This is a genomic window from Terasakiella sp. 4MB5A (assembly GCF_050058155.1).
Lineage (GTDB): Bacteria > Pseudomonadota > Alphaproteobacteria > Rhodospirillales > Terasakiellaceae > Terasakiella > Terasakiella halodenitrificans.
The window spans coordinates 965,538-991,641 of record NZ_CP188815.1; the positions used below are offsets into that span (position 1 = coordinate 965,538).

22 protein-coding genes are annotated in these 26,104 nt (G+C 48.8%); 6 read left to right on the plus strand and 16 right to left on the minus strand.

Annotated elements, in window-relative coordinates; translation table 11 throughout:
• Positions 1–106 precede the first annotated feature (106 nt).
• The 15 genes from ftsA to ACI0FF_RS04815 are packed head-to-tail and all read right to left on the minus strand — an operon-like array spanning position 107 to position 16,432.
• Positions 107–1,366: a cell division protein FtsA gene (gene ftsA, locus ACI0FF_RS04745; RefSeq protein ID WP_419798976.1), complete on the minus strand. Its 1,260-nt coding sequence runs from the start codon at positions 1,364–1,366 to the stop codon at positions 107–109.
• A 42-nt stretch (positions 1,367–1,408) separates the two neighbouring features.
• Entirely contained in the window at positions 1,409–2,251 is an 843-nt protein-coding gene (locus tag ACI0FF_RS04750) for a cell division protein FtsQ/DivIB (protein WP_419798977.1), read from the minus strand.
• On the minus strand, positions 2,239–3,150 hold the full coding sequence (locus ACI0FF_RS04755; protein ID WP_419798978.1) for a D-alanine--D-alanine ligase: 912 nt from the start codon (positions 3,148–3,150) through the stop codon (positions 2,239–2,241). The genes ACI0FF_RS04750 and ACI0FF_RS04755 overlap by 13 nt, the downstream gene beginning before the upstream one ends.
• Positions 3,147–4,079 (minus strand): UDP-N-acetylmuramate dehydrogenase, encoded by a 933-nt coding sequence (gene murB, locus ACI0FF_RS04760; protein ID WP_419798979.1) that lies wholly within the window; start codon positions 4,077–4,079, stop codon positions 3,147–3,149. Before murB ends, ACI0FF_RS04755 begins: the two co-directional genes overlap by 4 nt.
• A 5-nt stretch (positions 4,080–4,084) precedes the next feature.
• A complete protein-coding gene (gene murC / locus ACI0FF_RS04765) occupies positions 4,085–5,494 on the minus strand; it encodes a UDP-N-acetylmuramate--L-alanine ligase (protein ID WP_419798980.1) in 1,410 nt (469 codons plus the stop codon).
• A gap of 3 nt (positions 5,495–5,497) precedes the next feature.
• The gene (gene murG / locus ACI0FF_RS04770) at positions 5,498–6,610 is read right to left on the minus strand and encodes an undecaprenyldiphospho-muramoylpentapeptide beta-N-acetylglucosaminyltransferase (RefSeq protein ID WP_419798981.1); all 1,113 of its coding nucleotides are present in this window, start codon (positions 6,608–6,610) and stop codon (positions 5,498–5,500) included.
• Entirely contained in the window at positions 6,607–7,725 is a 1,119-nt protein-coding gene (ftsW, locus tag ACI0FF_RS04775) for a putative lipid II flippase FtsW (RefSeq protein ID WP_419798982.1), read from the minus strand. The genes murG and ftsW overlap by 4 nt, the downstream gene beginning before the upstream one ends.
• Positions 7,726–9,078 (minus strand): UDP-N-acetylmuramoyl-L-alanine--D-glutamate ligase, encoded by a 1,353-nt coding sequence (gene murD, locus ACI0FF_RS04780; RefSeq protein WP_419798983.1) that lies wholly within the window; start codon positions 9,076–9,078, stop codon positions 7,726–7,728.
• Between the two features lie 15 nt (positions 9,079–9,093).
• Positions 9,094–10,179, minus strand: coding sequence for a phospho-N-acetylmuramoyl-pentapeptide-transferase (gene mraY, locus ACI0FF_RS04785; protein WP_419798984.1), 1,086 nt, complete (start codon positions 10,177–10,179; stop codon positions 9,094–9,096).
• A gap of 21 nt (positions 10,180–10,200) precedes the next feature.
• On the minus strand, positions 10,201–11,595 hold the full coding sequence (locus ACI0FF_RS04790; protein WP_419798985.1) for a UDP-N-acetylmuramoyl-tripeptide--D-alanyl-D-alanine ligase: 1,395 nt from the start codon (positions 11,593–11,595) through the stop codon (positions 10,201–10,203).
• Positions 11,588–13,009 (minus strand): UDP-N-acetylmuramoyl-L-alanyl-D-glutamate--2,6-diaminopimelate ligase, encoded by a 1,422-nt coding sequence (locus tag ACI0FF_RS04795; RefSeq protein ID WP_419798986.1) that lies wholly within the window; start codon positions 13,007–13,009, stop codon positions 11,588–11,590. Before ACI0FF_RS04795 ends, ACI0FF_RS04790 begins: the two co-directional genes overlap by 8 nt.
• Positions 13,010–13,012: 3 nt before the next feature.
• Positions 13,013–14,704, minus strand: coding sequence for a peptidoglycan D,D-transpeptidase FtsI family protein (locus tag ACI0FF_RS04800; protein WP_419798987.1), 1,692 nt, complete (start codon positions 14,702–14,704; stop codon positions 13,013–13,015).
• Between the two features lie 2 nt (positions 14,705–14,706).
• On the minus strand, positions 14,707–15,027 hold the full coding sequence (ftsL, locus tag ACI0FF_RS04805; RefSeq protein ID WP_419798988.1) for a cell division protein FtsL: 321 nt from the start codon (positions 15,025–15,027) through the stop codon (positions 14,707–14,709).
• Complete coding sequence (rsmH, locus tag ACI0FF_RS04810; RefSeq protein WP_419798989.1) at positions 15,024–15,965, minus strand: 16S rRNA (cytosine(1402)-N(4))-methyltransferase RsmH; 942 nt, start codon at positions 15,963–15,965, stop codon at positions 15,024–15,026. Before rsmH ends, ftsL begins: the two co-directional genes overlap by 4 nt.
• Positions 15,962–16,432 (minus strand): division/cell wall cluster transcriptional repressor MraZ, encoded by a 471-nt coding sequence (locus ACI0FF_RS04815; protein WP_419798990.1) that lies wholly within the window; start codon positions 16,430–16,432, stop codon positions 15,962–15,964. Before ACI0FF_RS04815 ends, rsmH begins: the two co-directional genes overlap by 4 nt.
• A gap of 704 nt (positions 16,433–17,136) precedes the next feature.
• Here ACI0FF_RS04815 and ACI0FF_RS04820 point away from each other — a divergent pair.
• From ACI0FF_RS04820 to ACI0FF_RS04835, 4 genes are read left to right on the plus strand one after another with little or no spacing between them, the layout of a single operon-like run.
• Positions 17,137–17,541, plus strand: coding sequence for an SxtJ family membrane protein (locus tag ACI0FF_RS04820; RefSeq protein ID WP_419798991.1), 405 nt, complete (start codon positions 17,137–17,139; stop codon positions 17,539–17,541).
• 7 nt (positions 17,542–17,548) lie between these two features.
• A complete protein-coding gene (locus ACI0FF_RS04825) occupies positions 17,549–17,698 on the plus strand; it encodes a DUF5989 family protein (RefSeq protein ID WP_419798992.1) in 150 nt (49 codons plus the stop codon).
• Position 17,699: 1 nt separating this feature from the next.
• Positions 17,700–19,535: a carbamoyltransferase family protein gene (locus ACI0FF_RS04830; protein WP_419798993.1), complete on the plus strand. Its 1,836-nt coding sequence runs from the start codon at positions 17,700–17,702 to the stop codon at positions 19,533–19,535.
• The gene (locus ACI0FF_RS04835; RefSeq protein WP_419798994.1) at positions 19,522–20,664 is read left to right on the plus strand and encodes a hypothetical protein; all 1,143 of its coding nucleotides are present in this window, start codon (positions 19,522–19,524) and stop codon (positions 20,662–20,664) included. The genes ACI0FF_RS04830 and ACI0FF_RS04835 overlap by 14 nt, the downstream gene beginning before the upstream one ends.
• Positions 20,665–20,848: 184 nt before the next feature.
• Here the strand turns inward: ACI0FF_RS04835 and ACI0FF_RS04840 are convergent, their stop codons facing one another.
• Positions 20,849–22,453, minus strand: a complete 1,605-nt coding sequence (locus ACI0FF_RS04840; RefSeq protein ID WP_419798995.1) for a lysine--tRNA ligase — start codon at positions 22,451–22,453, stop codon at positions 20,849–20,851.
• A gap of 251 nt (positions 22,454–22,704) precedes the next feature.
• Here ACI0FF_RS04840 and ACI0FF_RS04845 point away from each other — a divergent pair, with 251 nt between their 5' ends.
• Positions 22,705–23,193 (plus strand): hypothetical protein, encoded by a 489-nt coding sequence (locus ACI0FF_RS04845; protein ID WP_419798996.1) that lies wholly within the window; start codon positions 22,705–22,707, stop codon positions 23,191–23,193.
• A gap of 141 nt (positions 23,194–23,334) precedes the next feature.
• Positions 23,335–26,097: an ATP-dependent DNA helicase gene (locus ACI0FF_RS04850; RefSeq protein ID WP_419798997.1), complete on the plus strand. Its 2,763-nt coding sequence runs from the start codon at positions 23,335–23,337 to the stop codon at positions 26,095–26,097.
• The last annotated feature ends 7 nt before the right edge of the window (positions 26,098–26,104 follow it).

Consider the following 26,104-nt stretch of genomic DNA (forward strand, 5'->3'; position numbering starts at 1 on the left):
CTTTCGATTTACAACGTGTATTACTGTTTTGTTATCGCTCTTGCCAGTTCCAACTTTATTTTTTTTGCGTTGGTTTGTGGCTGTTTGAGTAGTTTAAGGTCCAAATCTAAAAATTTTGTTTAAACCAGACCCCTAATTTTCCAAAAAGATGATTGGGGTCCGGTCCGGCTTGTGGAGATGACGACGGCCATACTCCCTGTTTCTCGTGTGCATGTTTTAAAAGACCGACGCATGTTGAAAACTCCGGTCCGCTTGTTGCGTCCGCCAATCCCTTTAAACGTTGGGGGCGGGCGATACGAATTCGTTTACTCAGAATGCGAGAAGCCAGTTCCGGCACCCCGCGCAATTGTGCGGCACCGCCGGTTAAAACAACCTGACGACCAATGATTTTATCAAGGCCTGAATTTTCCAGACGTTCGCGGACCAGTTCAAATGTTTCTTCCAGACGGGGCTGAATAATGCTGACCAACGTGGAACGTGATTCCGTTGTGCCTTCGGCTTCGTCCTCTTCACCCAAAACAGGGACCCGTAAAATTTCGTGATCATCGCTGGGGGCGGGCAGGCAACTGCCGAATTTGGTTTTCATACGTTCTGCATGGGTAACGGGTGTATTTAGCCCACGTGAAATATCGTTGGTGACCTGAATGCCCCCAACGGGGATGCTGTCCACATGGATCAGGTTGCCTTCGATAAAGACGGCAATGTCTGTTGTGCCACCGCCCATATCAACCACACAGACACCCAAATTCATTTCGTCTGCAACCAGACAGCCCAGACCGCTGGCATAAGCACTGACGACTTCTTCTTCAACATCCAGATGACAGCGTTCCAGACAGGTCTTTAAATTACGTACTGTGCTGGAATTTGCCGAAATCAGGTTCATGCGAGCGCTCAGGCGTTCCCCGGCCATGCCGCGCGGGTCGCGGATACCGGCTTCACCATTTACGGTAAAGTCTGTGGGCATGGTGTGTAATAGAACGTGATCTTGTGGCAATTGACCTTGAATACGGGCTTGGGTAAACAGGCGCTGGATATCAAGGTTGCCAATTTGTGCGGTGGGAACATTGGTTTCCACATCTTTGATTTGTGCTTTTGGTTGTCCACCGGAAAGTGAAACGATGACGCGGTCAATGGTATCGTCTGCCATTTCTTCAGCAACATGCACGGCGGATCGGATAGAACGTTCAGCGGCTTCCATATCGACGATAACGCCGCGGCGCAGGCCGTTTGCAATTTGATGAGACAGGCCGACGATTTCCAGTTCTTGCCCTTTGTGGGCACGCGCAACAAAGCACGACACTTTGGTAGTGCCGATGTCCAGAGCCGCAATCAGGCCGTTTCTGGTTTTCTTTGTCACGTTGTTCATATCCAAATCTTCAAAAACATAGATCGGTTTAAAAATGCCGATTTATGTATCTTGCCCCCCAACTGGTTTACGAATCGTTTCCAAATCGTCGATTTTCACCATAATTCTGTCGGGCAGGCGCATGTCGATACTGGCGAGCTTCTTGTCGAACAGTAAATTTTCCTTGTTGTAGACGGCAAGGCGCGACCATGCTTTTTCGGGATTGTTTTCGGGCAGGCGAATAAAGGCGCCATTTTCCATTGCGATATCCCAACGACGATCAGAGACGCGCACCGCTGCTTTTACTTTTTTATTCAGGTCCGGTTCTGAGCGCAAAATCGCCAGAACTTGTGCGCTATGTTCCGGCGCACCTTCCCCGACGACCAATGGCAAATGGGCGAAAACCTTAATGTCGTCCCCACCGGTGAGGATGACGTCCCCTTCTTTGTTGATCAAAGAGAAGGTTCCGTCATGTTGCCACATGGCAATGGGGCGGTGTTCGTTCAGACGGATATGTAAAATATCAGGAAGCTGGCGTTCAACCGATGCGGTTGCCACCCACGGCAAGGCCTCAATCCGTTCACGCAAGCCTTGTGGGTTAATATCCAGAATGGGTTGGTCCAGTTCCAGATTAACGACGGCGCGCAAATCTTTTAACGGGGTGTTTTCACGACCTTCAACCATGACATCACGCAGGATCAGGCCTGTTTTTGCCGTTGCACTCAGGGTGGCACGTTCTATACGCATGGAGGCAAGATCGGTCAAACCCGTTTTGACAGCATAGGTTAAAAGGGCGGCAATAATTCCCATCACGGCACTGAAGGCGAGGGGACGTACGGTTGCCCGTTTCCACCAGACTTGTGTTCGTTTGCGTTTATTTTGCGATGTCACACTTAGTTGTCGCATTGTGCTTCCTCGATCATCCATGCCACCATTTTTGGGAAAGAAATTCCGACCGCCGCAGCTTGTTCTGGCACCAACGATGTTGGTGTCATGCCTGGCTGGGTGTTAATCTCCAGAATGTAAACCTCGCCTTTTTCGTCGTCATAACGGAAATCGGCACGACTGACACCACGACATCCCAGTGTCTCATGGGCTTTTTCCGCAAAACGTTTGGCTTTTTCTTCTATATCTGCTGGGATCTTGGCCGGAACTTCATGCCAGGACCCGCCTTCGACATATTTGGCATCGTAGTCATAAAATTTATGATCGGTACAAATCTCGGTTACAGCGAGGGCGCCTCGTGATCCCATGACGGTGACGGTCAACTCACGGCCCGGTACAAATTGTTCAACCATCACCTCATCACCATAAGGCCAGTCATCGTGACTGAACGGTGGTTCGTCCCCATCCATGACAACCTTAACGCCAACACTTGATCCTTCGTTGGTCGGTTTGATGACATAAGGACCATCCATGACGCGGCCTGCCAAAACATCGTCGCGTTTGACGATATCGTGTTTGGCACATGGAATGCCGACTTGTTCAAACAGGCGTTTGGACATGGGTTTATCCATCGCAAGGGCAGAAGCCATAACACCGGAATGGGTGTAGGGAATATTGATGATATTCAGGAAACCCTGAATGCAGCCGTCTTCACCGTAGGGGCCATGCAACGCGTTAAAAATCACATCCGGTTTGGGGTACAATCGGGTGAGTAGCGATCCCATATCACGCTGGATATCAATTGTGGTCACGCTATAACCTGCTTCTTGCAAAGCCTTGGCGCACGCGGCCCCGCTCACGAGGGAAACTTCACGTTCCGAGGACCATCCGCCCATCAGGACAGCAACATGTGTCGTCATTGGTCTTCTCCTTTTTCCAAGCCGATGCGCTTGATTTCCCAACGCAGTTCTATTCCGCTTTGTTTTAAAACACGGGCGCGTACCTCTTCGCCCAATCCTTCCAGATCGGCGGCTGTCGCGTCCCCGGTGTTGAGCAGAAAATTACAGTGTTGTTCAGATACCTGCGCGCCGCCGCGTTTCAATCCACGACATCCAGCGGCATCGATTAATTGCCATGCCTTGTGACCATCGGGGTTTGCAAAAGTAGACCCGCCTGTGCGTGAACGAACAGGCTGGCTGTCCCCGCGTGCCTGTTGGATCTCTTTCATCTGTGCCGCGATTTCGTTTTGGTCAGCAGGTTGTGCACGCAGGCGTGCAGACAGGAAAATCCAGTCATCAGACAGATCACAATGGCGATAGCTATATCCCATTTCACTCAGGCTTAAGGTTTTGACCTCGGCATTCGGTGACAAAGCGGTGGCTTCCATCAGCACATCTTTCATTTCACGACCATAGGCGCCTGCGTTCATACGCAAGGCACCGCCTATTGTGCCGGGAATACCACTAAGAAATTCTAAACCACCCAAAGAATTATCCAGCGCAACCTTGGCGATATTGCCATCCAATGCGCCCGCACCGCAGATAATGTCCTGATTTTCCACACGGATTTGTGCAAAATTACGGCCCAATCGAACAACAACGCCGGGGATGCCACCATCACGCACCAGCAAGTTTGATCCCACCCCGATAAAGGTAACCGGGACATCGGCGGGTTTGTTCTGCATAAAATCGCGTAAATCGTCGCTGTCTTCAGGGCGGAACATGACTTCAGCCGGCCCGCCCACGCGGAACCATGTAATCTTATCCAAAGGCGCATTGGCGCTTAATCGTCCGCGCACGGCGGGCAATCTATCCAGCAATCCTTCTTTGAATAAAACAGGAGAAGTCACGAAAATTACCCTTCTTTTACTTTGCTGAGTTGATCCGGTAAGTCATAGGCCCAGGCTGAAATACTGCCTGCGCCGCAACAAACGACATAATCACCGGGGCCAGCGATATCATGAATGATGCTGGCCAGCTTATCCGGGCTTTCCATCGAGATTACGTGGCGGTGGCCGTGACCAATCAGGCTTTCCACCAAATGGTCTCTGTCGATCCCTTCAATCGGTTGTTCACCGGCGGGATAAACATCGGCGACGATGACGCTGTCAGCATCGTTGAAACAGGTGGAAAATTCTTCAAACAGGTCACGCAAACGGGTGTAACGATGCGGTTGTACAACGGCGTGAACCTTGCCCCGTCCCGCACTGCGTGCTGCCTTTAAGACGGAAGAGATTTCAACGGGGTGGTGGGCGTAATCGTCAATAATGGCGATGCCATCGACTTCGCCTGTTTTGGTGAAACGACGTTTGACCCCTTCGAACGCGGATAAACCCTTGCGAATGGTGGCATCCGACATGCCCAATTCCAGACCAACACAAACGGCGGCAAGACTGTTTTGTACGTTATGTGCCCCCAACATGGGAAAATGCAGCCCTTCGATGGTGCGCGCCTCTTCGCCACGTTTGTTTATCACCACATCAAAACGTGCCCCGTCCGGTCCCATGTCCACATTGGTGGCACGCACGTCGGCTTGGGGTGAAAATCCATAGGTGACAATTTTGCGGTCCGGCACACGCGGGATCATGGCTTGAACTTCGGCATGGTCAATACATAGGGCGGCAAAACCGTAAAACGGAATGTTTTGGATGAAGGTATCGAAAGCTGCGCGCAATTTATCAAAACTGCCGTAATGATCGAGATGTTCCGGGTCGATATTGGTAACAACGGCACAGGAGGCGGGCAGCTTGATAAAGGTCCCATCAGACTCGTCGGCTTCGGCAACCAGCCAATCGCCTGTACCCAGACGGGCGTTCGTGCCGTACGTATTGATGATCCCGCCATTGATGACGGTTGGGTCCAGACCTGCGGCATCCAGCAAGGTTGCAACGATGGTTGTCGTTGTGGTTTTGCCATGTGTGCCGCCAATGGCAATGGCTGCTTTCAGGCGCATCAGTTCAGCCAGCATTTCTGCGCGGCGCACAACGGGAATATGATTGTGGCGCGCATGAACGACTTCGGGGTTATCCGGTTTGACGGCGGATGAAATGACAACGACTTGCGCATCTTTGGCATTCTCGGCCTGATGCCCGACAAAGACTTTAATCCCAAGTTCGCGCAGACGTTTAACGTTTGCATTGTCGCTTAAATCGCTACCTTGAACGGTGTAGCCGAGGTTATGCAGAATTTCTGCAATGCCGCTCATACCGATGCCGCCGATACCGACGAAATGAAGGGTGCCAATGGATAAAGGTAAGGATTTCATGATTTATTCTTTCACCTTGATTAAATCTTCGACCGCGTCGGCCAAACGGGTGGCGGCGTCGGGTTGACCTGCGTTATAGGCCGCGTCAGCCATCTGTTTCAGGGCCTGTGGGTTATCCAGCAGGTTTTGTAGTTCTTTCCCCAAATATTCTGATGTCAGTTTGTCTTGTGCGATTAATTTGCAGGCACCAACAGATTCCAGATTTTGCGCATTTTTGGTTTGATGATCGTCGGTTGCATGGGGGTAGGGCACCAGAATGGAGGGGCGACCAATGGTCGTGACCTCTGCACAGGTGGAAGCCCCGGCACGTGCGATAAGCAGGTGACACTTTGCCAACATTTCAGGGACGTCTTCAAAGAAGCTGTCTAAATAAACAGGCTGAATTGATTTTTTGGCATAAGCTTCTTTTGTTTGAGATAACAGTTCTTCGCGACATTGTTGTGTGATGGAAAGATGCGCTTTGTCCATTGGGCTTAGTTCATCAATTGCATCGGGTAGAATATCACTGAAAACTTGCGCACCTTGTGACCCGCCTAAAACGAAGATACGAATATCCTCTTGGTCTTTTATTTCTGCATAAGGCGTTTGTCGTTTATCCAAAATGGCTTGGCGCACAGGGTTACCGGTGAAAATAACTTTTCCGTCATTTTCCGAACCAATGTGATCCACCGTGGCGAAAGACGTGCAAATTCGTTTAACCTTGCCTGCCAACAAACGGTTTGCCCGACCCAAGACGGCATTTTGTTCATGGATAACGGTTGCATATCCCCCGAGGGAGGCTGCAATCATGGTTGGCACAGATGGATAGCCGCCGAAACCGACCACCACGCTGGGCTCCATTTTGGCAAGCAGGCGTTTGGCTTGAAAGACGCCAAGCCCCAAGGAAAAGGCCGAACGGATTTTACCAAAAAGACCGCGTCCAGCGACACTGCCTGCACTGATATGTCGGGTTTCCAGTTGACCAAGGACACCGCTGTATTTTGCACCACGTTTATCTGTGAACAGGGCAAGGCGGTAGCCGCGCGCAAGTAATTGTTCGGCGAGGCTTTCTGCCGGGAAAACATGCCCGCCTGTACCGCCCGCGGCCAGAATGATCAAGGGTTTTTTATCGCTCATAACTCCCCCCCGACGCGGCGGCGCGTCAGTGATAACAACATGCCCATGCCTAAAGCCAATGACAGCAAAGACGACCCGCCATAGGAAATGAAGGGCAAGGTCATGCCTTTGGTGGGCATCAGGTGTGTGGTTGAGGCCATATTGATGACGGCCTGTAAGCCAAATTGGGTGACAAGCCCGCCGACAGCCAACAAAACAAACAAGTTGGTTTCGCGAAACATTTTGGAAAACCCGCGCAGAACAATGGTGGCAAACAAGCCGATAATGAACAGGCAGGCAATCAGGCCGAATTCTTCACCGGCAACGGCAAAGATGAAATCGGTGTGGGCATCGGGCAACAGGTGCTTGATATCGCCTTCACCGGGGCCAGTGCCAAACAAACCGCCGTTCTGAAACGCTTCGAGGGAGCGTGAAATCTGGTAGTTGTCTCCGCTGGCCGGATCAAGGAAACGATCTACACGGCTTTTGACGTGATCAACCATCATATAGGCGGCCATAGAACCGGTCATAAAGACGACGGCAACCAGAACAACAAAGAAAACAGGCAATCCAGCCAAGAAGAATTGCACCCCCCAAACTGCTGAGATAACAGCCGTCATCCCGAAATCAGGCTGTGTCACCAGTAAACCGACAACCAAAGCAAACAAGGCAATGGAAATGAAATGACCGGGAAACGCCGTATCCTTGCGCCATTCACTGAACATCCAGGCGGCAACGACTGCAAAGGTGGGTTTTAGAAATTCGGACGGTTGAATGGTGAAGCCTGCAAAAGAAATCCAACGTGCCGCCCCTTTGACTTCGGCCCCTAAAAAATGGGTGCTGGCGGTCAGGATAAGGAAAACGGCAAAAAGAACAGCAGCCAATCGACGCACCATGACTGGTTCCAGCAAGGAAACAAAGATCATGGTTAATAACGCCAAAGGAAGATAGGCAAACTGACGAATGGCAAAATGATAAGTATCCAGACCGATGCGGGCTGCGACAGGCGGGCTGGCAGCCAAGGTCAAAATCGCCCCGACCGCAACAATCAGTAAAATAGCGGAGAGTAGCCAGCGATCAATCGTCCACCACCAACGACCCAAAATACTTGTATCAACACGAGAGAAGCTGATCATCTAGGCGGTCTCCTCTTGTAACTTGTGGACAAGGGCGCGAAAGGCATCGCCGCGCGCTTCAAAACTGCTGAACTGATCCCATGAGGCACAGGCCGGAGATAATAAAACAACCCCGCCTTTTTCTTGTGCATCCTGAAAGGCTTGTGTAAGCGCACATTCCAAAGTCTGACACCGTTGATAAGGCAGGGCACCGTCTAATGTTTGAGCAAAGGCGTCTTCGGCCTCACCGATCAGGTAGGCTTTTTCAACGGAACTTAATTGGCCCAACAACGAGGTGATGCCGCCTTCTTTGGCCTGACCACCCGCAATCCAGTAAATGTGGTCATAAGCACCGAGTGCTTTACCTGCAGCATCGGCGTTGGTGGCTTTACTATCGTTGATGAACAAAACTCCATCAACGGTGGCAATGATTTCCTGACGATGAGCAAGGCCGGGGAAACTGGCAATGCCACGCACAACCCATGCCGGATCCGCGCCCAAGGCAATGGCAGTGGCGTAAGCGGCCAGTGCATTTTGTTGATTATGTTTGCCCTGCAGGGTTTTGACAGAAGACAAATCCATGACCTGAATGCCTTCAGGATCAAAGGCTTCGTCAATCAGGATATCTTCATCAACGAAAATCGCATCTTCAACCGGGCCGTTGGCTGTTATGGCAATCCGTTTTGCCTGTATCAGGTCGTTTTCGGCGAAGACTTTGCGGCTATGGTCATCATCGATACCGATAATGGCAAACTGTTCGACCCCTTGATTGGCAAAAATATTCTTTTTGGCGGCGATATATCCATCCAAGCCACCGTGGCGATCCAGATGATCCGGGCTGATGTTCAACCACACCGCCACATCGGCGCACAGTGACGGTGTGCGTTCCAATTGATAGGATGATAGTTCCAGCACATAAACACCGTCTTCATCCAGTTGGTCCAGATCAAGGACAGGCGTGCCCAGATTGCCGCCAACCGCGACGTCAAAACCTGCAACTTCCAACATATGGGCGATTAAGGATGTGGTTGTGGATTTTCCGTTGGTTCCGGTAATAGCAACATATTTGGCAGTTGGGCAGGTTTGCACCAACAGTTCCACATCACAAACGATGGGGCAGTTATGCGCACGCGCCAATTCTGCCACAGGGTGTGGGGTCGGGAAAGTGTGTGGGATACCGGGGCTCATAACCAGAAGGTCAATCTGGGTCCAATCTGCTTTGGTTAAATCAACCAGATCATCGCGTGTTGATTTATCATCCCATGCCCAGACGCGCGCCCCTGCATTTTGCAAGGCACGTTCAACCGAAGCACCGGATTTACCGAGTCCGAGAACGGCGACTGTTTTGTCTTTATAAGCAGTAGGGATGATCACGTCCGGTATGCTCCTTTAACGTAGTTTTAATGTGGCGAGCCCGATCAGGGCGAGGATCAAGGCGATAATCCAGAAACGGATAACGATGGTGGGTTCGGCCCAGCCCTTTTTTTCGTAATGGTGATGCAGCGGTGCCATTTTAAAAACGCGCTTGCCTGTCAGTTTAAACGAGGCCACTTGAACGATGACGGACACGGTTTCTAAAACAAACAGGCCACCGACAATGGCCAAAACCAGTTCGTGTTTGGTGACAACCGCAATGGACCCCAAGGTGCCGCCAAGGGCCAATGATCCGGTATCCCCCATAAAGACCATTGCGGGCGGGGCGTTAAACCATAAAAACCCAATGCAGGCCCCGATAACGGCTGCGCAGATAACAGCAAGTTCGCCTGCGCCGGGGACATAATGGATTTGCAGATAATCGGCAAAAACAAAGTTGCCAACCAGATAGGAAAAAATCGCAAAAACGCCGACCGCAATAATCACCGGAACAGTTGCAAGACCGTCTAATCCGTCGGTCAGATTGACTGCGTTGGAGGATCCAATCATGACCAAAACGGCAAAGATCGGGAAGAAGATACCCAAGTTGAGTAAAACATCCTTGAAGAAAGGCAGCGCCAGATGAGTGTTCAGGCTTTCCGGTTGAATACTGGCAACGATAAAGGCTGCAATCCCGGCAAACAAAAGTTGACCAAGCAATTTCAATTTACCGGATAAGCCTTTAGTATTTTTCTTGGAAACTTTCAGATAATCGTCAGCGAAGCCAATGAGACCATAACCCAATGTTACCAACATAACTGCCCAGATATAAGGATTTGATAAATCGGCCCACAACAGAACGGAAATGGTCATGGATGTCAAAATCATGATACCGCCCATTGTCGGGGTACCTTGTTTTTTCAAATGGCTTTCCGGTCCATCGTCGCGGATCGGCTGGCCTTGACCTTGCCATTGGCGCAACCAACGGATAAGACGCGGACCGATGATAAAAGCAATGACCATAGCCGTCATAACCGCGCCGCCCGTTCTGAATGTCAGATAGCGAAACAGGTTGAAGACCGCAAATTGATCGGCCAAAGGAAAGAGGAGGTGATATAACATGTGTCGGTTTCTCTTTCGTCTTTACGTCCCGTTGGATTGCAATTCAAGAAGGGCATCCAGCACCAGATCGGTGCGTGATCCCCGCGAACTTTTAATACTGATAACGTCACCCGGTTGAACCGCTTGCACCACCAACGGCGCCAGATGTTCGGCGTTGGAGGCATGGGCGCCGCGTTGTGGGGCGGGCAACGCCTTGAATAAATGTTTCATTAACGGGCCGCAGGCAAAGACCAAATGGATATGCTCGCAGGCATCCGCCAAGTTTTTGTGAATATCAATTTCATCGGGGCCGAGTTCCAGCATATCGCCCAGAACCGCAAGACGTCGACCGGATTGATGGGACAGAACGTCAAGGGCCGCGCGCATCGAAGCCTCATTGGCATTATAGCTTTCATCAATAACGCGAACACTGCCTCCGGATATCTCAATGGTATGAACGGCTCCACGTCCTTTTAATTGGGACAGATGGGCCAAATCGTTTGCCGCCTGTTTTACGTCTGCACCCAAGGCCTCAACGCAGGCAAGAACGGCCAGACTGTTGGTAACCCAATGGCGACCATCATGGGCGATTTTATAACTCAAGGACTGCCCGTGGATGTTGGCTGAGATAAATGTGCCGTTTTGGGTTTCATCATTTTCAAAAGACGTTGCGCTGAATGCTGCTTCTTGTTCATTTGCAAAGGTGATGATGTTATCGACACCTTGTGTCAGACAGGCCTGTTTCATGCGTTCGAAATGCGGGTTGTCAGCATTTAAAACGGCAACACCACCTTTTTTCAATCCTGCAAAAATTTCGCATTTGGCATCGGCAATGGCCGCTTCATCCGCAAAATATTCCAGATGGGCGGCAGCAACCGTTGTGATAACGGCAACATCAGGCTGGGCCATTTGGGATAATTCAGTCAATTCGCCTGCATGGTTCATCCCCAGTTCCAACACCGCAAATTTGCAGTCGCGCAGCATACGGGCCAAGGTTAAAGGCAGGCCGAAATGATTATTGAGATTGCCAAGGGTTGCATGCGTCTTGCCTTGTTTGGATAAAACATTGGCAAGGGCTTCTTTCACCCCGGTTTTTCCCACGCTGCCGGTGACGGCAACGACTTTTGCGTTTGAGCGTGCGCGCGCTGCACGACCTAAATCTTCCAATGCACGTGTTGTATTTTTAACAAGCAATAACTTGTCATCTTTGCGGCAATTTTTTGGGATATGCGAGACAATAGCAGCAGCTGCGCCAGCCTTTAAGGCAGCGTGAACAAATTGATGCCCATCAAAGCTCGGTCCCTTGATCGCGATAAACAGATCGCCTTTTTCTATATGGCGGCTGTCAATAGAAATGCCTGTGCATTCCCATTGACCGAACGGGGTTCCGTCTACGGCTTTTGCCACTTCGTCAGTTGTCCATAAGATATCAGTCATGGATCAACTCCCGTGCAAGGGCGCGGTCATCAAAGGGAAGAACGCGATCCCCCACAATTTGACCTGTTTCATGGCCTTTTCCGGCAATTAGAAGAATATCGCCTTCTTTTAATTCGGAAATGGCGGTTTCAATGGCAGCTTTGCGATCACCGATTTCGGTCGCATCCGGGCAGGCCGCCATGATTTCAGAACGGATAATTGTGGCATCTTCACTGCGCGGGTTGTCATCACTGACATATACACGATCAGCAAACTGCGCTGCAATGTCTCCCATTTGCGGACGTTTGCCTTTATCACGATCCCCGCCGCATCCAAACAAGACAGCCAGTTGCCCTTGTGTATGGGGGCGTAGCGCACATAGGACGGTTTTTAAGGCATCCGGGGTATGGGCGTAATCGACATAAACGCCATGGCCCATTGCCTCCATCCGACCCGGAACCCCTTCCAGTTTAGACAACAGGGGAATGACGTCTTGCGGGCTATGTCCACTGGCGATAACGATCATGGTCGCGCACATAATGTTTTCGGCCTGAAAATATCCGGCCAGTGGCAATGAAATTTTATAGTCTTTGCCATCTGCGCGCAGGACAAGGTCCTGACCGTGCGACGTCGGTTGAGCCGTGATCAACTGAATATCATGCCCCATTTTTCCATAACTCAGCACTTTGCGGCCTGTTTGTTCCAGTAGGCTGCGTAAAGCCTCATATTCTGGGATGTCGGCGTTGAGTACACCAATGCCGGATGGGCTGAGTAAATCGCTAAATAACCGTTTCTTTGCCCGCAGGTAATCTGCCATATCGACATGATAATCCAGATGGTCCCGGCTTAAATTTGTAAAGGCTGCGATTTGAACCTTAACACCGTCCATGCGATATTGGTCCAACCCATGACTGGAAGCTTCCATTGCAAGATGGGTGACGCCTGATTGTGCAATTTCTGCAAGACGTTGGTGCAAACCTGCCGGGTCTGGTGTGGTCAAGCCACCTGCAATATTCAATCCCGGTGCCGTGATGCCCAAGGTGCCGACACTGGCTGCTGAATGACCGAGCATGGACCAGAGTTGACGAACAAAGGTGACAACTGAGCTTTTACCGTTGGTGCCGGTAACGGCGGCGCATAGACCAGGTTGCGCGCCATAAAAAGCGGCTGCGGCCTTGGCAAAACGCAGACGTGGGTTGTCATCATAAATGAAAACGGTATTCGGATAGATATCGAGGCCTTCGGTTTTACTGGGGACCAAAACGGCACTGGCCCCATTTTTGAGGGCCTGTTCAATAAAGGCGCGCCCATCAACGCGATTGCCGGGCAGGGCGGCAAACAGATAGCCGGGTTTAACCGCACGGCTATCCACGCTCAGACCTGTGATTTCCAGTTCAGACACACAATCGGGGAAAAGAATGTTTAGTTGAGCCATGATTTACCCTTTCACCTTGATGAAAAGGGGGTCTCCCGGTTGATAGGCTTGTTCTTCACCCGTTGAGGGCGCAAGGCCGAGCATGGGACCAACGCGATCAACGACCTTTTTTGCAATCGGGGCGGCAACCCAGCCGGCTGTTGCGTATCCGAATGTTTTTTTGTTGCCGACCGGTTCATCGACCATTGCGAGAATGGCATATTTCGGACTTTCAATCGGGAACACACCTGCAAAAGACGAGATACGGGCGCGGCGGTTATAAGACCCGCCTTCCTGCTTGTCGGCTGTTCCGGTCTTGCCGCCAACGCGGTAGAAGTCGGAGTTGGCTTTTTTGCCGGAACCTTGCAAAACCACCAGCCGCATAAGCTTGCGCATCTGTGCGGAAACCTCTTCGGAAATGACGCGGCGTGGGGGCAAGCGATCCCCAGAATCACCTTTTAACAATGTCGGGTTGGGTAAAAGGCCACCGTTTGCCATAGCGCCAACGGCACTGGTCAGTTGCAAAGGCGTAATGGCAATGCCGTGCCCGTAAGAAATTGTCATCGTGCTGGCTTTGCGCCACGGTGTGGGATAAAGCGGTGTGCCGACTTCGGGGATTTCCAATGAGGCCGTGTTCAGCAGGCCAAGGCGGCCCATATATTCACGTTGTAAATCGGTTCCGGCTTCCAATGCAATTTTGGCAGATCCGATATTTGAAGAAAAAACCAAAATTTCGGGAACGCTGAGAACCCGATTTTTACCATGGAAATCATTGATCAAAAAGCGACCGATTTTCAAAGGTTTGCTCGCATCAAACGTATCGTTGACGCTAACCGTTCCGCTGTCCAATGCCATGGCTGTGTTGAACAGTTTGAAAATGGAACCCATTTCATAAACACCTTTGGTCGCACGGTTAAAGCCCGCGTCGCCCACAAGGGTATCTGTGTTGTTGGGATCAAAATCAGGCAGGGAAACCAAGGAGAGAAGCTCACCGGATTGAATGTCCATAATGATCCCGGCCCCACCAATGGCCTTAAATTCATCAATTGCGTCTTGCAAGGTGCTGCGCATAATGGATTGAATGCGAACATCGATGGAAAGTTCAAGCTTTCCACCCGGTGTGGTCAGTTGATGGTTGAAACTTTGTTCCAGTCCGGCGATACCGCGCCCATCCACATCCGTGTACCCAAGCACATGGGCGAGCAAGGGACCTTGGGGATAGGTTCTGCGTTCGTCACTTTGATAATCCAACCCCGGAATGCCGAGCAGGTTCACTTGATATTTCTGATTGGGCGTTAAGGTGCGAACCAGATAATCAAAACGTTTGCCGGAAGATAATTTTTTAACCGTATCATCAATGGCAAGTTCGGGCAGAATACGAGCGAGTTTCAGGGCTGCTTGTGTCGGGTCTTCACCGGCTTCGAGAAAGGCTTTTGAATCTACAAATAACGAGTCTGCAGGCAGGGATGTCGCGACCAATACGCCGTTGCGGTCTACGATATCTGCGCGCACCGCTTCAACTACATCACCCGTGCTGGGACTATCAACAAGCGAGGGTTCCCGACCGCCGTGCAGAAGGGAAAGGTCGACCACGCGCCCAGCAAGGACGAGAAACAAAATGGCAAAAACGGCCCCTGTCACCAAGGCGCGGTTATGCCCGGTTTCAATGGCTCGGCGGTTTTTGAGTTGTTTTTCGCGTGCCCCCCGAAGTTCCATGATTAACGCTCCAGTTTTATGGGTTGAGCGTTGGGATCATCGGGCAGCAATTGCTTGTCAAACATATCCAGATTGATCAATTGATTACCGTTCATCGGTTTAAGGCCGAGATGGCGACGCGCCAAATCTTCCAGACGATTTGGATCGTTCAGGTAGCTCCATTCCGCTTTCAGGATATGGATGGTTTCCTGTTCTTCCAGAATTTGTTTGTTCAGTTCACTTAGCTCTTTTTCCAGTTCATCCACCTGATAGGTGATGCGGAAGACCCCGATAGATAGGGCAATCGCCAGAAAAACGGTCAAGGCAAGGGTTAGGCGGGTCATGGCGTCCCTCCCGTCCAGCTTGGTGCATCGGTGCGAACAGCAGCGCGCAGTTTTGAAGAACGCGCACGCGGGTTTTCTTTTAATTCTTCGTCACTGGGGGCAATGGGTTTGCGTGTCACCAGTTTGAATGTCGGTTGCGGCCCATCCGTTGTGGCATCAGGCATATAACGGTTGGTACGTGCGTTTGCGCCACTACGTTCTTTGAAAAACTTTTTAACGATGCGGTCTTCCAATGAATGGAAGGTGACAACCACCAGACGACCACCGGGCAGCAATAATTCTTCGGCAGCGGCAAGACCACGTTCCAGTTCACCCAGTTCGTCATTCACATAAATCCGTAACCCTTGAAATGTGCGGGTTGCCGGGTCGATCTTGTCCTTGGCCTGCCATACAACAGAGCGCACAATTTTAGCGAGTTGTGCGGTTGTTGTGATTTCTTCTTCTTTGCGTGCTTCGACAATAGCGCGGGCCACGCGGCGCGAATGACGTTCTTCGCCGTATTTGTAGATAATATCGGCGAGGTCTTTTTCATCGTAGGTATTAACAACATCGGCTGCACTTTCGCCGGATTGCGCCATGCGCATGTCCAGCGGGCCGTCTTCGCGGAAGGAAAAACCGCGATCGGCTTCGTCGATTTGGAAGGAAGAGACTCCTATATCCAGAACAACCGCGTTCACCTTTTGATTCACAAGGGCCGCCATGTCCCCATAGCAGCCCTCAAACATTGTAAGCCGGTTATCCAAGGATTTGGATAGGGTGTTTCCCCGTTCAATCGCGTCTGGATCACGGTCTATGGCAAAGACCCGGCAATTGGCTGCATCCAGTATGGCTTTGGTATATCCACCGCCACCGAACGTGCCATCAATCACGATGTCACCTTCTTCAGGTGCGATGGCCTGAACAATTTCATTTAACAGGACCGGGATATGACCACTCATTGCACATCCTCCGGGCTGACGCGTAGTTTCAAGGTGCGCTTGGCGGCCTTGGCGCGGCTGAAAGCCTGCTTGGCATGCGCTTCGTAGGCACTGGGCTCCCAGATCAAAATCTCACGCCCGCGTCCGACAAACAGGGCTTGATCCGTAATTCCGGCGTGTTCCAGCAGTTCTTGTGGTAAAATGACGCGGCCTTCGGTGTCAAAGCTCAGTTGACTTGCGCTTTCTAAAATGACAGCCGCGAGATCGTCCTGATCATCAGAGAAAAAATCAGTTTCGGCCGTGAGGCTATCTGCCAAAACGGTCATAAAGGTTTCGTCACAAGCGGCAATCGCGGGGAATTTAAAGGAGGGATAAGCATACATCCCGCGAAAATCTTGCGTTTCAAAAGACGCGCGGAAAGGCTTGGGAACACTGGTGCGTCCCTTTTTATCTATCTTATTTAGATGCTTTCCGACAAAAAGTGCCATGATGGCGGTGCCTGCCTGCTAAAACGTTCGAACCTCACCCATTGAAGAACAGTGAAAAGACCGGCATAACCGATCCCAATTTCCAGACAGTCCATTGTTAACGGATGGGCTGTCCCTATTATTCGATGGGATAGTATGGGATATCATGGGATTTGATGGGAGGTCAATGTAAAAACATGGGAAAAGCGGCGGAAAACAAGGCGGAACTAGAAGTTATGCCTGCTATATGTAGGGTGTAATTTCTTGTTTGGCCCTATATATAGGTCTGTATAAGTTGGAAGGCTGAGGATAGATTTACAAAAAGTAAAGAAGATCAAAGGCTTTCTCAAAATATGACCTTTGCAGGGTGTCGAAAGATATTATTTCATATTTTTTTATTTTTGGATCACGATTTACCAGTATTTGCCGAAAGCAGCTTTCATTAATGGAAAAAACTGCCGAATCTAATTTGAAAATTGTAGGTTTATTGTTTTTTGAACAACATAAAAAAGGAGTGACTTTTTTGAACTGAGGTTCATACAAGGTTGCAAAGAAGAAAGAGTTAAATGAGAAACCTCTGCTCCCATGGCAGTCTGTTGAAACATATTTGGCATCAAATTCGTTTCTCCTTGATACGATCGGCTACTCTAGATCGGTTCAATTCTCCTTTACCTGCGTACTATATTTTGCTAGGAAGCTAAAAAAACATGTGAAAGAAGCCTTCAATGTCTGAAACCACAAGTCATGTTGTTGTCAAAATGGGATCTGAACGCAATTTTGGCATTGTGTTTGCGATATTTTTTGCAGTCATAGCTTTTTTGCCGACCCTAAAAGGGCAGCCCGTTCTGATTTGGGCGTGCGGATTATCTGTCGCTTTTTTGTTTGCTGGTTTATTTTTTCCAAAAATACTCACTGTTCCCAATCGGATCTGGTTTAAATTTGGACTGTTACTGGGAGCCATTGTTGCTCCGGTTATCATGACCCTTTTATTTATTCTCACTGTCGTTCCCACCGGGCTAATCATGCGCCTTTTAGGTAAGGACCTACTTGGGCAAAAGATTGACAAAACGGCCTCAAGTTATTGGCTGGAACGGCCAAAGTCAGATCATTCCATGAAAAACCAGTTTTGAGGTTATTATGTCTTTCTTTTCAGAATTTCTGCACTTTCTTAAAGTAAGAAAAAAATTCTGGCTATTGCCGATTTTCGTGATGCTTGCTGTTCTTGGTGGTTTAATTGTTTTAAGCCAAGGCTCTGCGGTTGCTCCTTTTATCTATACCTTGTTCTAAAATGACAAATATTTTAGGAATTTCAGCTTTTTATCATGACAGCGCTGCTGCTTTGATAGTAGATGGTGATATTGTTGCTGCTGCACAGGAAGAACGGTTTACCCGAAAAAAACACGATGCAGGATACCCTACGCATGCAATCGATTTTGTCCTCGCAGAAGGCAAAATAAGCGCTGACGACATTGATTATGTTGTTTTCTACGACAAGCCTTTCTTAAAATTTGAGCGTTTGCTGGAAACATATGTCGCAGTCGCGCCCAAGGGCATAAATTCATTCCGTATGTCAATGCCGGTTTGGTTGCGCGAGAAATTGTTTCAAAAAGATCTATTGATTAAACAGCTCAAAGAAAAACAGGGTGTCGTAAACATGCCCGAGTTTTTGTTCTCAGAGCATCACTTCAGTCATGCTGCCAGTGCCTTTTACCCATCTCCATTTGAAAAAGCTGTTGTACTGACACTGGACGGGGTCGGTGAATGGGCAACCACAACGGTTGCAATTGGTGACGGTAATAGTCTGGAAATTGTCAAAGAGCTCCATTTTCCGCATTCGCTTGGGTTGCTCTACTCTGCGTTTACTTATTATACGGGTTTTCGGGTTAACAGTGGTGAATATAAGGTTATGGGCTTAGCCCCTTATGGAACACCTAAATACAAAGACCTGATTCTGGAAAAATTGATTGACTTAAAAGAAGATGGTTCTTTTAAACTGGATCAAAAATACTTTAACTATACCAGCGGCTTAACTATGACCAATCGCAAATTTGCGGAACTTTTTGGTCAACCTGCACGTCAACCGGATAAAGACGCTTTAACACAATTTCATATGGATATTGCAGCTTCAGTGCAGGCTGTTACAGAGGAAATTGTTCTACGTATTACGCGTGGATTGGCACGCGAATACGATATTCCTAATTTGTGTCTTGCCGGTGGGGTCGCTTTGAATTGCGTCGCAAATGGCAAACTTTTACGCGATGGTGCCTTTCCCAATATCTGGATCCAACCGGCTGCAGGCGATGCCGGGGGGGCAATTGGCGCAGCCATGGCTGCGTGGCATAAGGAATTAGGGAAAGAACGCACAGTTAATCCATCTGATGCGATGCAAGGTTCATATCTTGGGCCGCAATTCTCTCAAGACATTATAGAAAAGGAGCTTTCAAAAGCCGGAGCAGTCTATGAAGTCATGGAAGATCAGGTTCTGTTTGAAGAAACGGCAACAGCCCTTGCTGAGAATAAAGCTGTTGGCTGGTTTCAAGGTCGTATGGAATTTGGCCCAAGAGCCTTGGGCGGGCGTTCTATTTTGGCGGATCCCCGTTCTGCTTCCATGCAAAAAACTCTAAATTTGAAAGTGAAATTCCGGGAAAGTTTCCGCCCCTTTGCTCCTTCTGTTCTTGCTGAAGATGTGAGCGATTGGTTTGAACAAGAAACGCCCAGCCCTTATATGCTTATTGTTGCCGACGTTCACGAAAAACGTCGCTACAAAATGACCGATGAGGAAAAGAATTTATTCGGCATTGATAAACTGAATGTGTCCCGTTCTGAAATCCCGGCGATTACGCATGTCGATTACTCTGCGCGTATTCAAACGGTGCATAAAGAAACCAATCCACGTTATCATGCACTTATTTCGGCTTTTAAAGAAAAAACAGGATGTCCGGTTGTTGTTAATACGTCCTTCAATGTGCGCGGAGAGCCTATCGTAAACACACCTCATGATGCTTTTAAGTGCTTTATGGGGACTGATATTGAAGTTCTGGTGATCGGGAACTGCTTTTTACGTAAAGATGCACAAGATCCAGCTTTGGCAGTAAGCTACGAGAATAAATATGACCTTGACTAATCGCACATCTAATCTTCTTCTTCTTTTTTTCTCTATTGCCATATCGCTGGCTGTTTTAGAAGGGGCCTTGCAACTTCTTTATGGGACATCTACGCGTTCAGATGATTTTGTATGGTCTTGTGATAAAAATGATGCCTACATAGAAGAAAATGAATGTTTTGGTCGCTTTGATAATTTTGCCTATATTCAGTATTATTCGAAAGCAGGTTACCGGCCTTTAGAGAACTGGAAAGGTCGCGGCGTAAGCATTAATGACATAGGTATTCGCTCCGATATGACACGTCAGGAGCTTAGTTCCATAGATCTTACCTTGTTCTCTGGCGGTTCCACGGCCTTTGGTGCCGGAGTTAAACAAACAGATATGTACTCAAACTTTATTCCTGATGCCGAAACTGCCGGTGTCGGGGGGTACCTCTTTGCAAATGAATTTGATTTTATAAAAGATTATCTGACGGACACCTTAAATCCCAAAGTATGGGTTGCCTTAAGTGGCTGGAATGATGTTTATGCTGCCTATAGAGGGTTTGATTATTATACCTCACCAGATATGCTCTCCGTAGAAAGAGCGCTGTATACCGCTAATATTCTCTATCGAAATGCCTACCTGCCAAAAATTATTCAGGCTCAAACGACAATTACACCTGAAAAATTTTCAATTAAACTGGTATATGTTGCAGCGAAAATTGCAGAAATTTCGGGTTTGATTTCGGTTCCACATACAACGCTTCAAGCGAATGATTTCTCTTATGACCAGTTCTGGTTTAGGTTCAAGAATGAAATCCTCATAGCGAAGCACTTTGCGGACCTCAATCAGATAAAGTTTGTTTTCGCTCTGCAACCAAGCTTGTATACAACGAAAAAGGAACTCAGTTCCAACGAACAAAAGCTTCTTGAAACATACAATAAACTTTTTCCAAACTTGGATGAGCATTTTAAAATTTTCTATCCCAGACTAGAAAAAGACTTGTCTGATTTGGCACAACAATATGATTTTTCGTTCGTAAATACAGACTTGGCTCTTGCGAATGTAAAAGAGTCTGCTTTTGTTGACCATGTACATTTCGGATCAATTGGAAACAAGGCACTTGGGCTTTTCTTACAGAAAACACTTTCTGATTATACGAAATAGTGAAGTCGTTTCCAGAATTTCAAATGCTGAAAGTTAGGGTAATTGCATCAAGGTCGGCGATTGGTAAATCAGGCGATATCCTGCCTGTTTACGCCTCGTAACATTGCGCTGCTTTAGATCAGCTTCAATAAAAAAAGCCCTTATATTTTAAGATATAAGGGCCTTTTTATCATCTAGGGATGTTTTAGGCGTTTAGATCTTCGCCATTTAAGACTTTTTCAATGAGAGCACAGCTTTTGTCCAGGCCGTAAAGGGCAAAGAAAGAGCCCATGCGTGGCCCGGTTTCCTGACCCAGCAGGGTTTCATATAAAGCAGCAAACCATTCGCGCAGGTTCTCATAATTATGTTCTTTACCAATCGTATAGACTTCGGTCTGAACATCTTCACCACTGGTGTCTGAAGCGAGTGTTTCCAATTTGGCTTTCAAATCAGAAAGGGCAGCACACTCACCAGCAGTCGGCGTACGGAACTTCTTCGTCGGTTTCACGAAGTCCTGATAGTAATTGATGGAATATGCCACCAGTTTATCCAGCATCGGGCTGTTGTCCGGTGTTGCTTCTGAATTATAGGTTTTGATGAATTCCCAAATTACAGATGGGTTTTCTGTATTCAAAACAGATACAAGATTAAGCAACATATTGAAGCTTAAAGAATGGCTGTCGGCTTGTGGGTGACCATTATGGATGTGCCATGCCGGGCTGTCGATTTTTTTGGCATCTTCCAGACTGTCAAATTTCTGAACATGGCTGATATATTCATCTACGGCTTTGGGGATGATATCAAAATACAGACGTTTGGCCGTCTTTGGTTTTTGGAACATGAAATAAGATAGCGTTTCCGGTGGAGCATAGCGCAGCCACTCTTCCATAGACAAACCGTTGCCTTTGGATTTTGAAATTTTCTCGCCTTTATCATCGAGGAACAGTTCGTAGGTGAACTGAACGGGCGGTGTACCGCCAATAGCGCGACAAATTTTAGAGGACAGGTTTTGTGAATCAATCAGATCCTTACCTGCCATTTCATAATTAACGCCCAAGGCTGTCCAGCGCATGGCCCAGTCGGCTTTCCATTGGCACTTAACCGCACCGCCTTTTACAGTGGTTTCGACTTCTTTGCCGTCTTCGTTCAGGTACACCATCGTTCCGGCATCGGGGTTGGTGGAAATGACTTTTGCCAACAGAACTTTACCAGATTCGGCATCAACCGGCAGAAGCGGGCTGTAAGTTGCACGACGTTCTTCCCCCAATGTTGGGCGAATGATGTTGCAAACTTCTTCGTGGTTGCGCAGTATCGAAAGCAGGGTTTCGTCAAAAAGGCCGTCTTTATAACATTGCGTTGCACTACGGAATTCATATTCGAATCCGAATTGGTCAAGAAACTGGCATAAGCGGTTGTTGTTATGTTCGCCAAAGCTTGGGTGTGTACCAAACGGGTCGGGAACGACCGTCAAGGGCTTGCCCAAATGTGGGGCAATAATTTCTTTATTCGGGATATTGTCTGGTACTTTGCGCAGGCCATCCATATCATCGGAAAAAGCGATCAATTTGGTCGGCATACCGTCTGACAGGATCTGAAAGGCGCGCATGACCATTGTGGTACGTGCGACTTCGCCAAATGTACCGATATGGGGCAAGCCGGAGGGACCGTAGCCAGTTTCAAATAAGACGTAGCCATTTTCCGGGCACTTGCCGTTCAGGCGTTTAAGGATGTTGCGTGCTTCAACAAAGGGCCAGGCTTTTGAGTGGTGCGCGGCTTCACGCGCGTGCAGGGAAGGTGCATCCGATGGCATCGCAGGTCATCCTTAAAAAAATAAATCGTTGGGGAGAATAATATCTCCAAGGCTGGGCAAACTAAGACTATGACTGACATTCGTCAATAGTTTCGCGTTAATCAGATCATTTGTTTCACCTAAATGGCGAATGTAAAATTGTAAACTCTCCTTTTGCTTAATGTAAGAGCTTGAATTTTTTTTCAAATGATTCCATAATGAATACGACAGAATGTATCTTATATTAGGAGAGAACTCCAATGGGTAACAGCATGACTATTACGTCCTCGGACGGTCGTGTTGATATCGTTGCTGCACCCGACGGTGTGCAGACCGATAGTAATTTCGGGCAAGGGTATCAACAAGGTAGCGGCCATTCAAAGGAAATCGAAGATATCGTCAGTATCGGTATCGCCTTTTCTACGGCTGAGAAATTGAAAGAAGCTCATGATGAAGTTGAGCTTATGAAGATTCTCGGTATTGACGAAGAAAAAGCGCGTGAGCTGGTCGGTATCGTTGGCGAACAATTTCAGGAACTGCCTGGTGAACGGCTTGGTAAAGATGAATTTCTTTACGATACTGTACGTGAGGTCGTTATTGATATGTTGACGGCAAACGTTGGTAATGAAGATGAAGTGATCATCTTCAGAACATTCGAGACACGTTTGGCTGAACGAATTCGTGAAAAACAAAGTGATCCTATTAATCGCGAGCAGCTTAATAATGCAGAAGGGATTGATGGGGACGAGGCGTCTGAGTAACGAATAATTTCGGGTTCGACGGGCAGAAAAATGCGCTAAGAAGGGGTTCTTGGCGCGTGTAAGTGTGTTTGAAATCTAGAAAAATCATCTTCATGAAAGCCTGTGCTGGAAATTGTATAAAGTGCAGGCTATTGTGACGAAATGAATGTCAAGGACGATACGTTAAACCCTATTCCTCAGTCGATTCGCATGCCATGCGTTCCTGTTTTGGTAACGCATGTGCGTTCGTGCGCGTGGTTGAGTTTGGATGGGGAAATAGAAACCTTGTCACAAAAGGAAGGGGCACGTCGTCTGTCCACCAGTGAAATCCCCGTACTGGTTTTGCATGCTTTGGCGACAGCGCGACGTTTACGATGCGGCCCGTTTCCAAGGCTTGATATTCTGGAACTCTTTGCCTTTGTGCGTCCTGCGCAATTTTGCCTGCCGACACCTCGTGGGATTGCAGACAGTCTTGGCTTGCCGAAGCCCCTTAGTCTGGAAGATGAAGTTGAAACGTTACGTACCGCATGTCAGAAATTGTTGGGCGAATTGCGAGAACGTTCCAGCAAGGATTTAATCACGTTGGCCTGGGCGATGAAAACCGGTGGTTGGAGTTGGGGAAATATCGTTCTGGATGCGTTGGGGGTGCAGGAAGGTGATGCACCACATAGCGGTGCTTTATTACGGTCTTTGCAAATTTGGCATAAATTAAAAGAGTGGGTCGAAAGTGCGCCGCCCCCGCAACCCGGGCATTTGCCGGTTGAACCGGTGGAAGCGCGTGCCCGTTTGGATCTTTTGCTGGGAGCAGATGCCGAAGTTCGTCTGGAACAGAAAGATTATGCGGCTTCGATCTGCGAAGCGTTTCAAGCCCCGAATGCGGTTGGGGAACCTGTTATGGCATTGGTGGAAGCTGGGACAGGGGTTGGTAAAACGCTCGGCTATATCGCAGCGGCGAGTGTGTGGGCGAAAAAAAACCAAGGTGCCGTCTGGATCAGTACTTATACCCGAAATCTGCAACGACAGTTGGATAGTGAGCTGGATCGCCTGTACGGTGACCCGAAGGAAAAGAAGCGAAAAATCGTTATTCGAAAAGGGCGGGAGAACTACTTCTGTCTTTTGAATTTTGAAGAGGCGGTTTCACGCTTACGTTTGCGCGCTGATGATGCGCCTGCCTTAGGCCTTATGGCGCGTTGGGCATTGGCAAGCCGGGATGGGGATATGATCGGTGGGGATTTTCCGTCGTGGCTAAAAGAACTCTTGGGTGCGCGTCTCACAGTTGATATGACGGATACTCGTGGTGAATGCGTTTACTCATCCTGTTCCCACTACGCAAAATGTTTTATCGAAAAAACGGTTCGCCGGGCGCGGCGTGCAGAATTGGTTGTGGCCAATCATGCCTTGGTGATGATACAGGCCGCGTTGGGTGGGACAGAAGAAGCCATGTTGCCGACCCGCTATATATTCGATGAAGGCCATCATGTGTTTGATGCGGCAGATAATGCTTTTTCAGCGCATTTGTCTGGTCAAGAAGGCGCGGATTTAAGGCGTTGGTTATTAGGGGCAGAAGAAAGCAGCCGATCACGTGCACGTGGATTAAAGGCGCGCATTGAAGATTTAGTGACGGGTCGCGAGATGGAAGAGGCCTTGGAAGAGGTTATGCATCATGCCCGTATTCTGCCGGGACCAAGTTGGCACCAGCGGATCAGTGGCGGTGAACCGATGGGACCGTTTGAAGATTTTTTGCGTCGTATGCGCCAACAAGTTTATGCCCGCGATATCAATAACGGATCGCCCTTTAGTCTGGAAGCTGCCATTCATCCGCCGGTCGAGGGTGTGCTGGAAACGGCAGAACGTTTAAAATCAGCATTGGAGAAAATGCGTATTCCGATGCAAAGCCTGATTAAAGGAATGATGGCTTTGATGGATGAAGAAGCGGATGAGTTGGACAGTGCCAATCGTCAACGTATCGAAGCCACATGTGCCAGTTTGGAACGCCGTGGCGTTCAACAACTTCTGGCATGGTGTGCGATGCTGGATAGCCTGTTTGGCGAAACGCCACCGCAATTTGTTGATTGGTTTTCGGTTGAACGCATGGATGGGCGTGACATGGATGTAGGGATGCATCGCCATTGGGTGGATCCGACCATTCCTTTTGTTGAAGAAGTTGTGGAAAAATCACATGGTGTTGCGATTACTTCTGCCACGCTACGAGATGGCAGTGGTGATGAGGAGCTGGACTGGAAGGTTGCACAGGCGCGTACTGGTGTATCCCACTTAGCACGTCCCGCATTATTGCATGATGTAAAATCGCCGTTTGATTATCCAAAACAGACCCGAGTTTATATTGTGGATGATATCCGCAAAGATAATTTGGATCAGATTGCGGCGGCTTATCGCGAATTGTTCTTGGCTGCCGGTGGGGGCGGTTTGGGTCTGTTTACGGCGGTTAATCGATTGCGTGCGGTTTATCAGCGTATTGCTGAACCATTGGATCGAACAGGGATACAGCTCCTTTCTCAACATGTTGATGCGATGGATGTGGGGACATTGATTGATATTTTTCGTGGGGAACAAAGCAGCTGCCTGTTGGGCACTGATGCGGTCCGTGATGGGGTTGATGTGCCGGGCGATTCCTTGCATCTCATCGTTTTTGACCGTGTTCCATGGCCGCGACCGACAATTTTGCACAAAGCGCGAAAACGATCTTTCCCGGCGCGTTCTTATGACGAGATGATTGCTCGCTTACGTATGAAGCAGGCGTTTGGGCGTTTGGTGCGTCGTAAATCTGATCGGGGTGTGTTTGTTATGCTGGACCGACAAACACCAACGCGTATGTTAGGGGCCTTCCCCGATGGAGTAGAGATCGTGCGCACCGGCTTGGCAGAAACGATCAAAGGTGTTCATGAGTTTTTATCTGAAAAATGATTGTTCA

Coding starts and splice junctions, on each gene's coding strand:
- ACI0FF_RS04840 (WP_419798995.1), bottom strand. CDS start 22,453: ATGCCATCGGATGCACCTTCCCTGCACGCGCGTGAAGCCGCGCACCAC.
- ACI0FF_RS04835 (WP_419798994.1), top strand. CDS start 19,522: ATGACCTTGACTAATCGCACATCTAATCTTCTTCTTCTTTTTTTCTCT.
- ACI0FF_RS04845 (WP_419798996.1), top strand. CDS start 22,705: ATGACTATTACGTCCTCGGACGGTCGTGTTGATATCGTTGCTGCACCC.
- ACI0FF_RS04825 (WP_419798992.1), top strand. CDS start 17,549: ATGTCTTTCTTTTCAGAATTTCTGCACTTTCTTAAAGTAAGAAAAAAA.
- ACI0FF_RS04830 (WP_419798993.1), top strand. CDS start 17,700: ATGACAAATATTTTAGGAATTTCAGCTTTTTATCATGACAGCGCTGCT.
- ACI0FF_RS04815 (WP_419798990.1), bottom strand. CDS start 16,432: ATGGCACTTTTTGTCGGAAAGCATCTAAATAAGATAGATAAAAAGGGA.
- rsmH (WP_419798989.1), bottom strand. CDS start 15,965: ATGAGTGGTCATATCCCGGTCCTGTTAAATGAAATTGTTCAGGCCATC.
- ACI0FF_RS04820 (WP_419798991.1), top strand. CDS start 17,137: ATGTCTGAAACCACAAGTCATGTTGTTGTCAAAATGGGATCTGAACGC.
- murG (WP_419798981.1), bottom strand. CDS start 6,610: ATGAGCGATAAAAAACCCTTGATCATTCTGGCCGCGGGCGGTACAGGC.
- ftsW (WP_419798982.1), bottom strand. CDS start 7,725: ATGATCAGCTTCTCTCGTGTTGATACAAGTATTTTGGGTCGTTGGTGG.
- ACI0FF_RS04750 (WP_419798977.1), bottom strand. CDS start 2,251: ATGCGACAACTAAGTGTGACATCGCAAAATAAACGCAAACGAACACAA.
- murC (WP_419798980.1), bottom strand. CDS start 5,494: ATGAAATCCTTACCTTTATCCATTGGCACCCTTCATTTCGTCGGTATC.
- ACI0FF_RS04795 (WP_419798986.1), bottom strand. CDS start 13,009: ATGGCTCAACTAAACATTCTTTTCCCCGATTGTGTGTCTGAACTGGAA.
- ftsL (WP_419798988.1), bottom strand. CDS start 15,027: ATGACCCGCCTAACCCTTGCCTTGACCGTTTTTCTGGCGATTGCCCTA.
- ACI0FF_RS04790 (WP_419798985.1), bottom strand. CDS start 11,595: ATGACTGATATCTTATGGACAACTGACGAAGTGGCAAAAGCCGTAGAC.
- ACI0FF_RS04755 (WP_419798978.1), bottom strand. CDS start 3,150: ATGACGACACATGTTGCTGTCCTGATGGGCGGATGGTCCTCGGAACGT.
- ACI0FF_RS04850 (WP_419798997.1), top strand. CDS start 23,335: ATGAATGTCAAGGACGATACGTTAAACCCTATTCCTCAGTCGATTCGC.
- mraY (WP_419798984.1), bottom strand. CDS start 10,179: ATGTTATATCACCTCCTCTTTCCTTTGGCCGATCAATTTGCGGTCTTC.
- ftsA (WP_419798976.1), bottom strand. CDS start 1,366: ATGAACAACGTGACAAAGAAAACCAGAAACGGCCTGATTGCGGCTCTG.
- ACI0FF_RS04800 (WP_419798987.1), bottom strand. CDS start 14,704: ATGGAACTTCGGGGGGCACGCGAAAAACAACTCAAAAACCGCCGAGCC.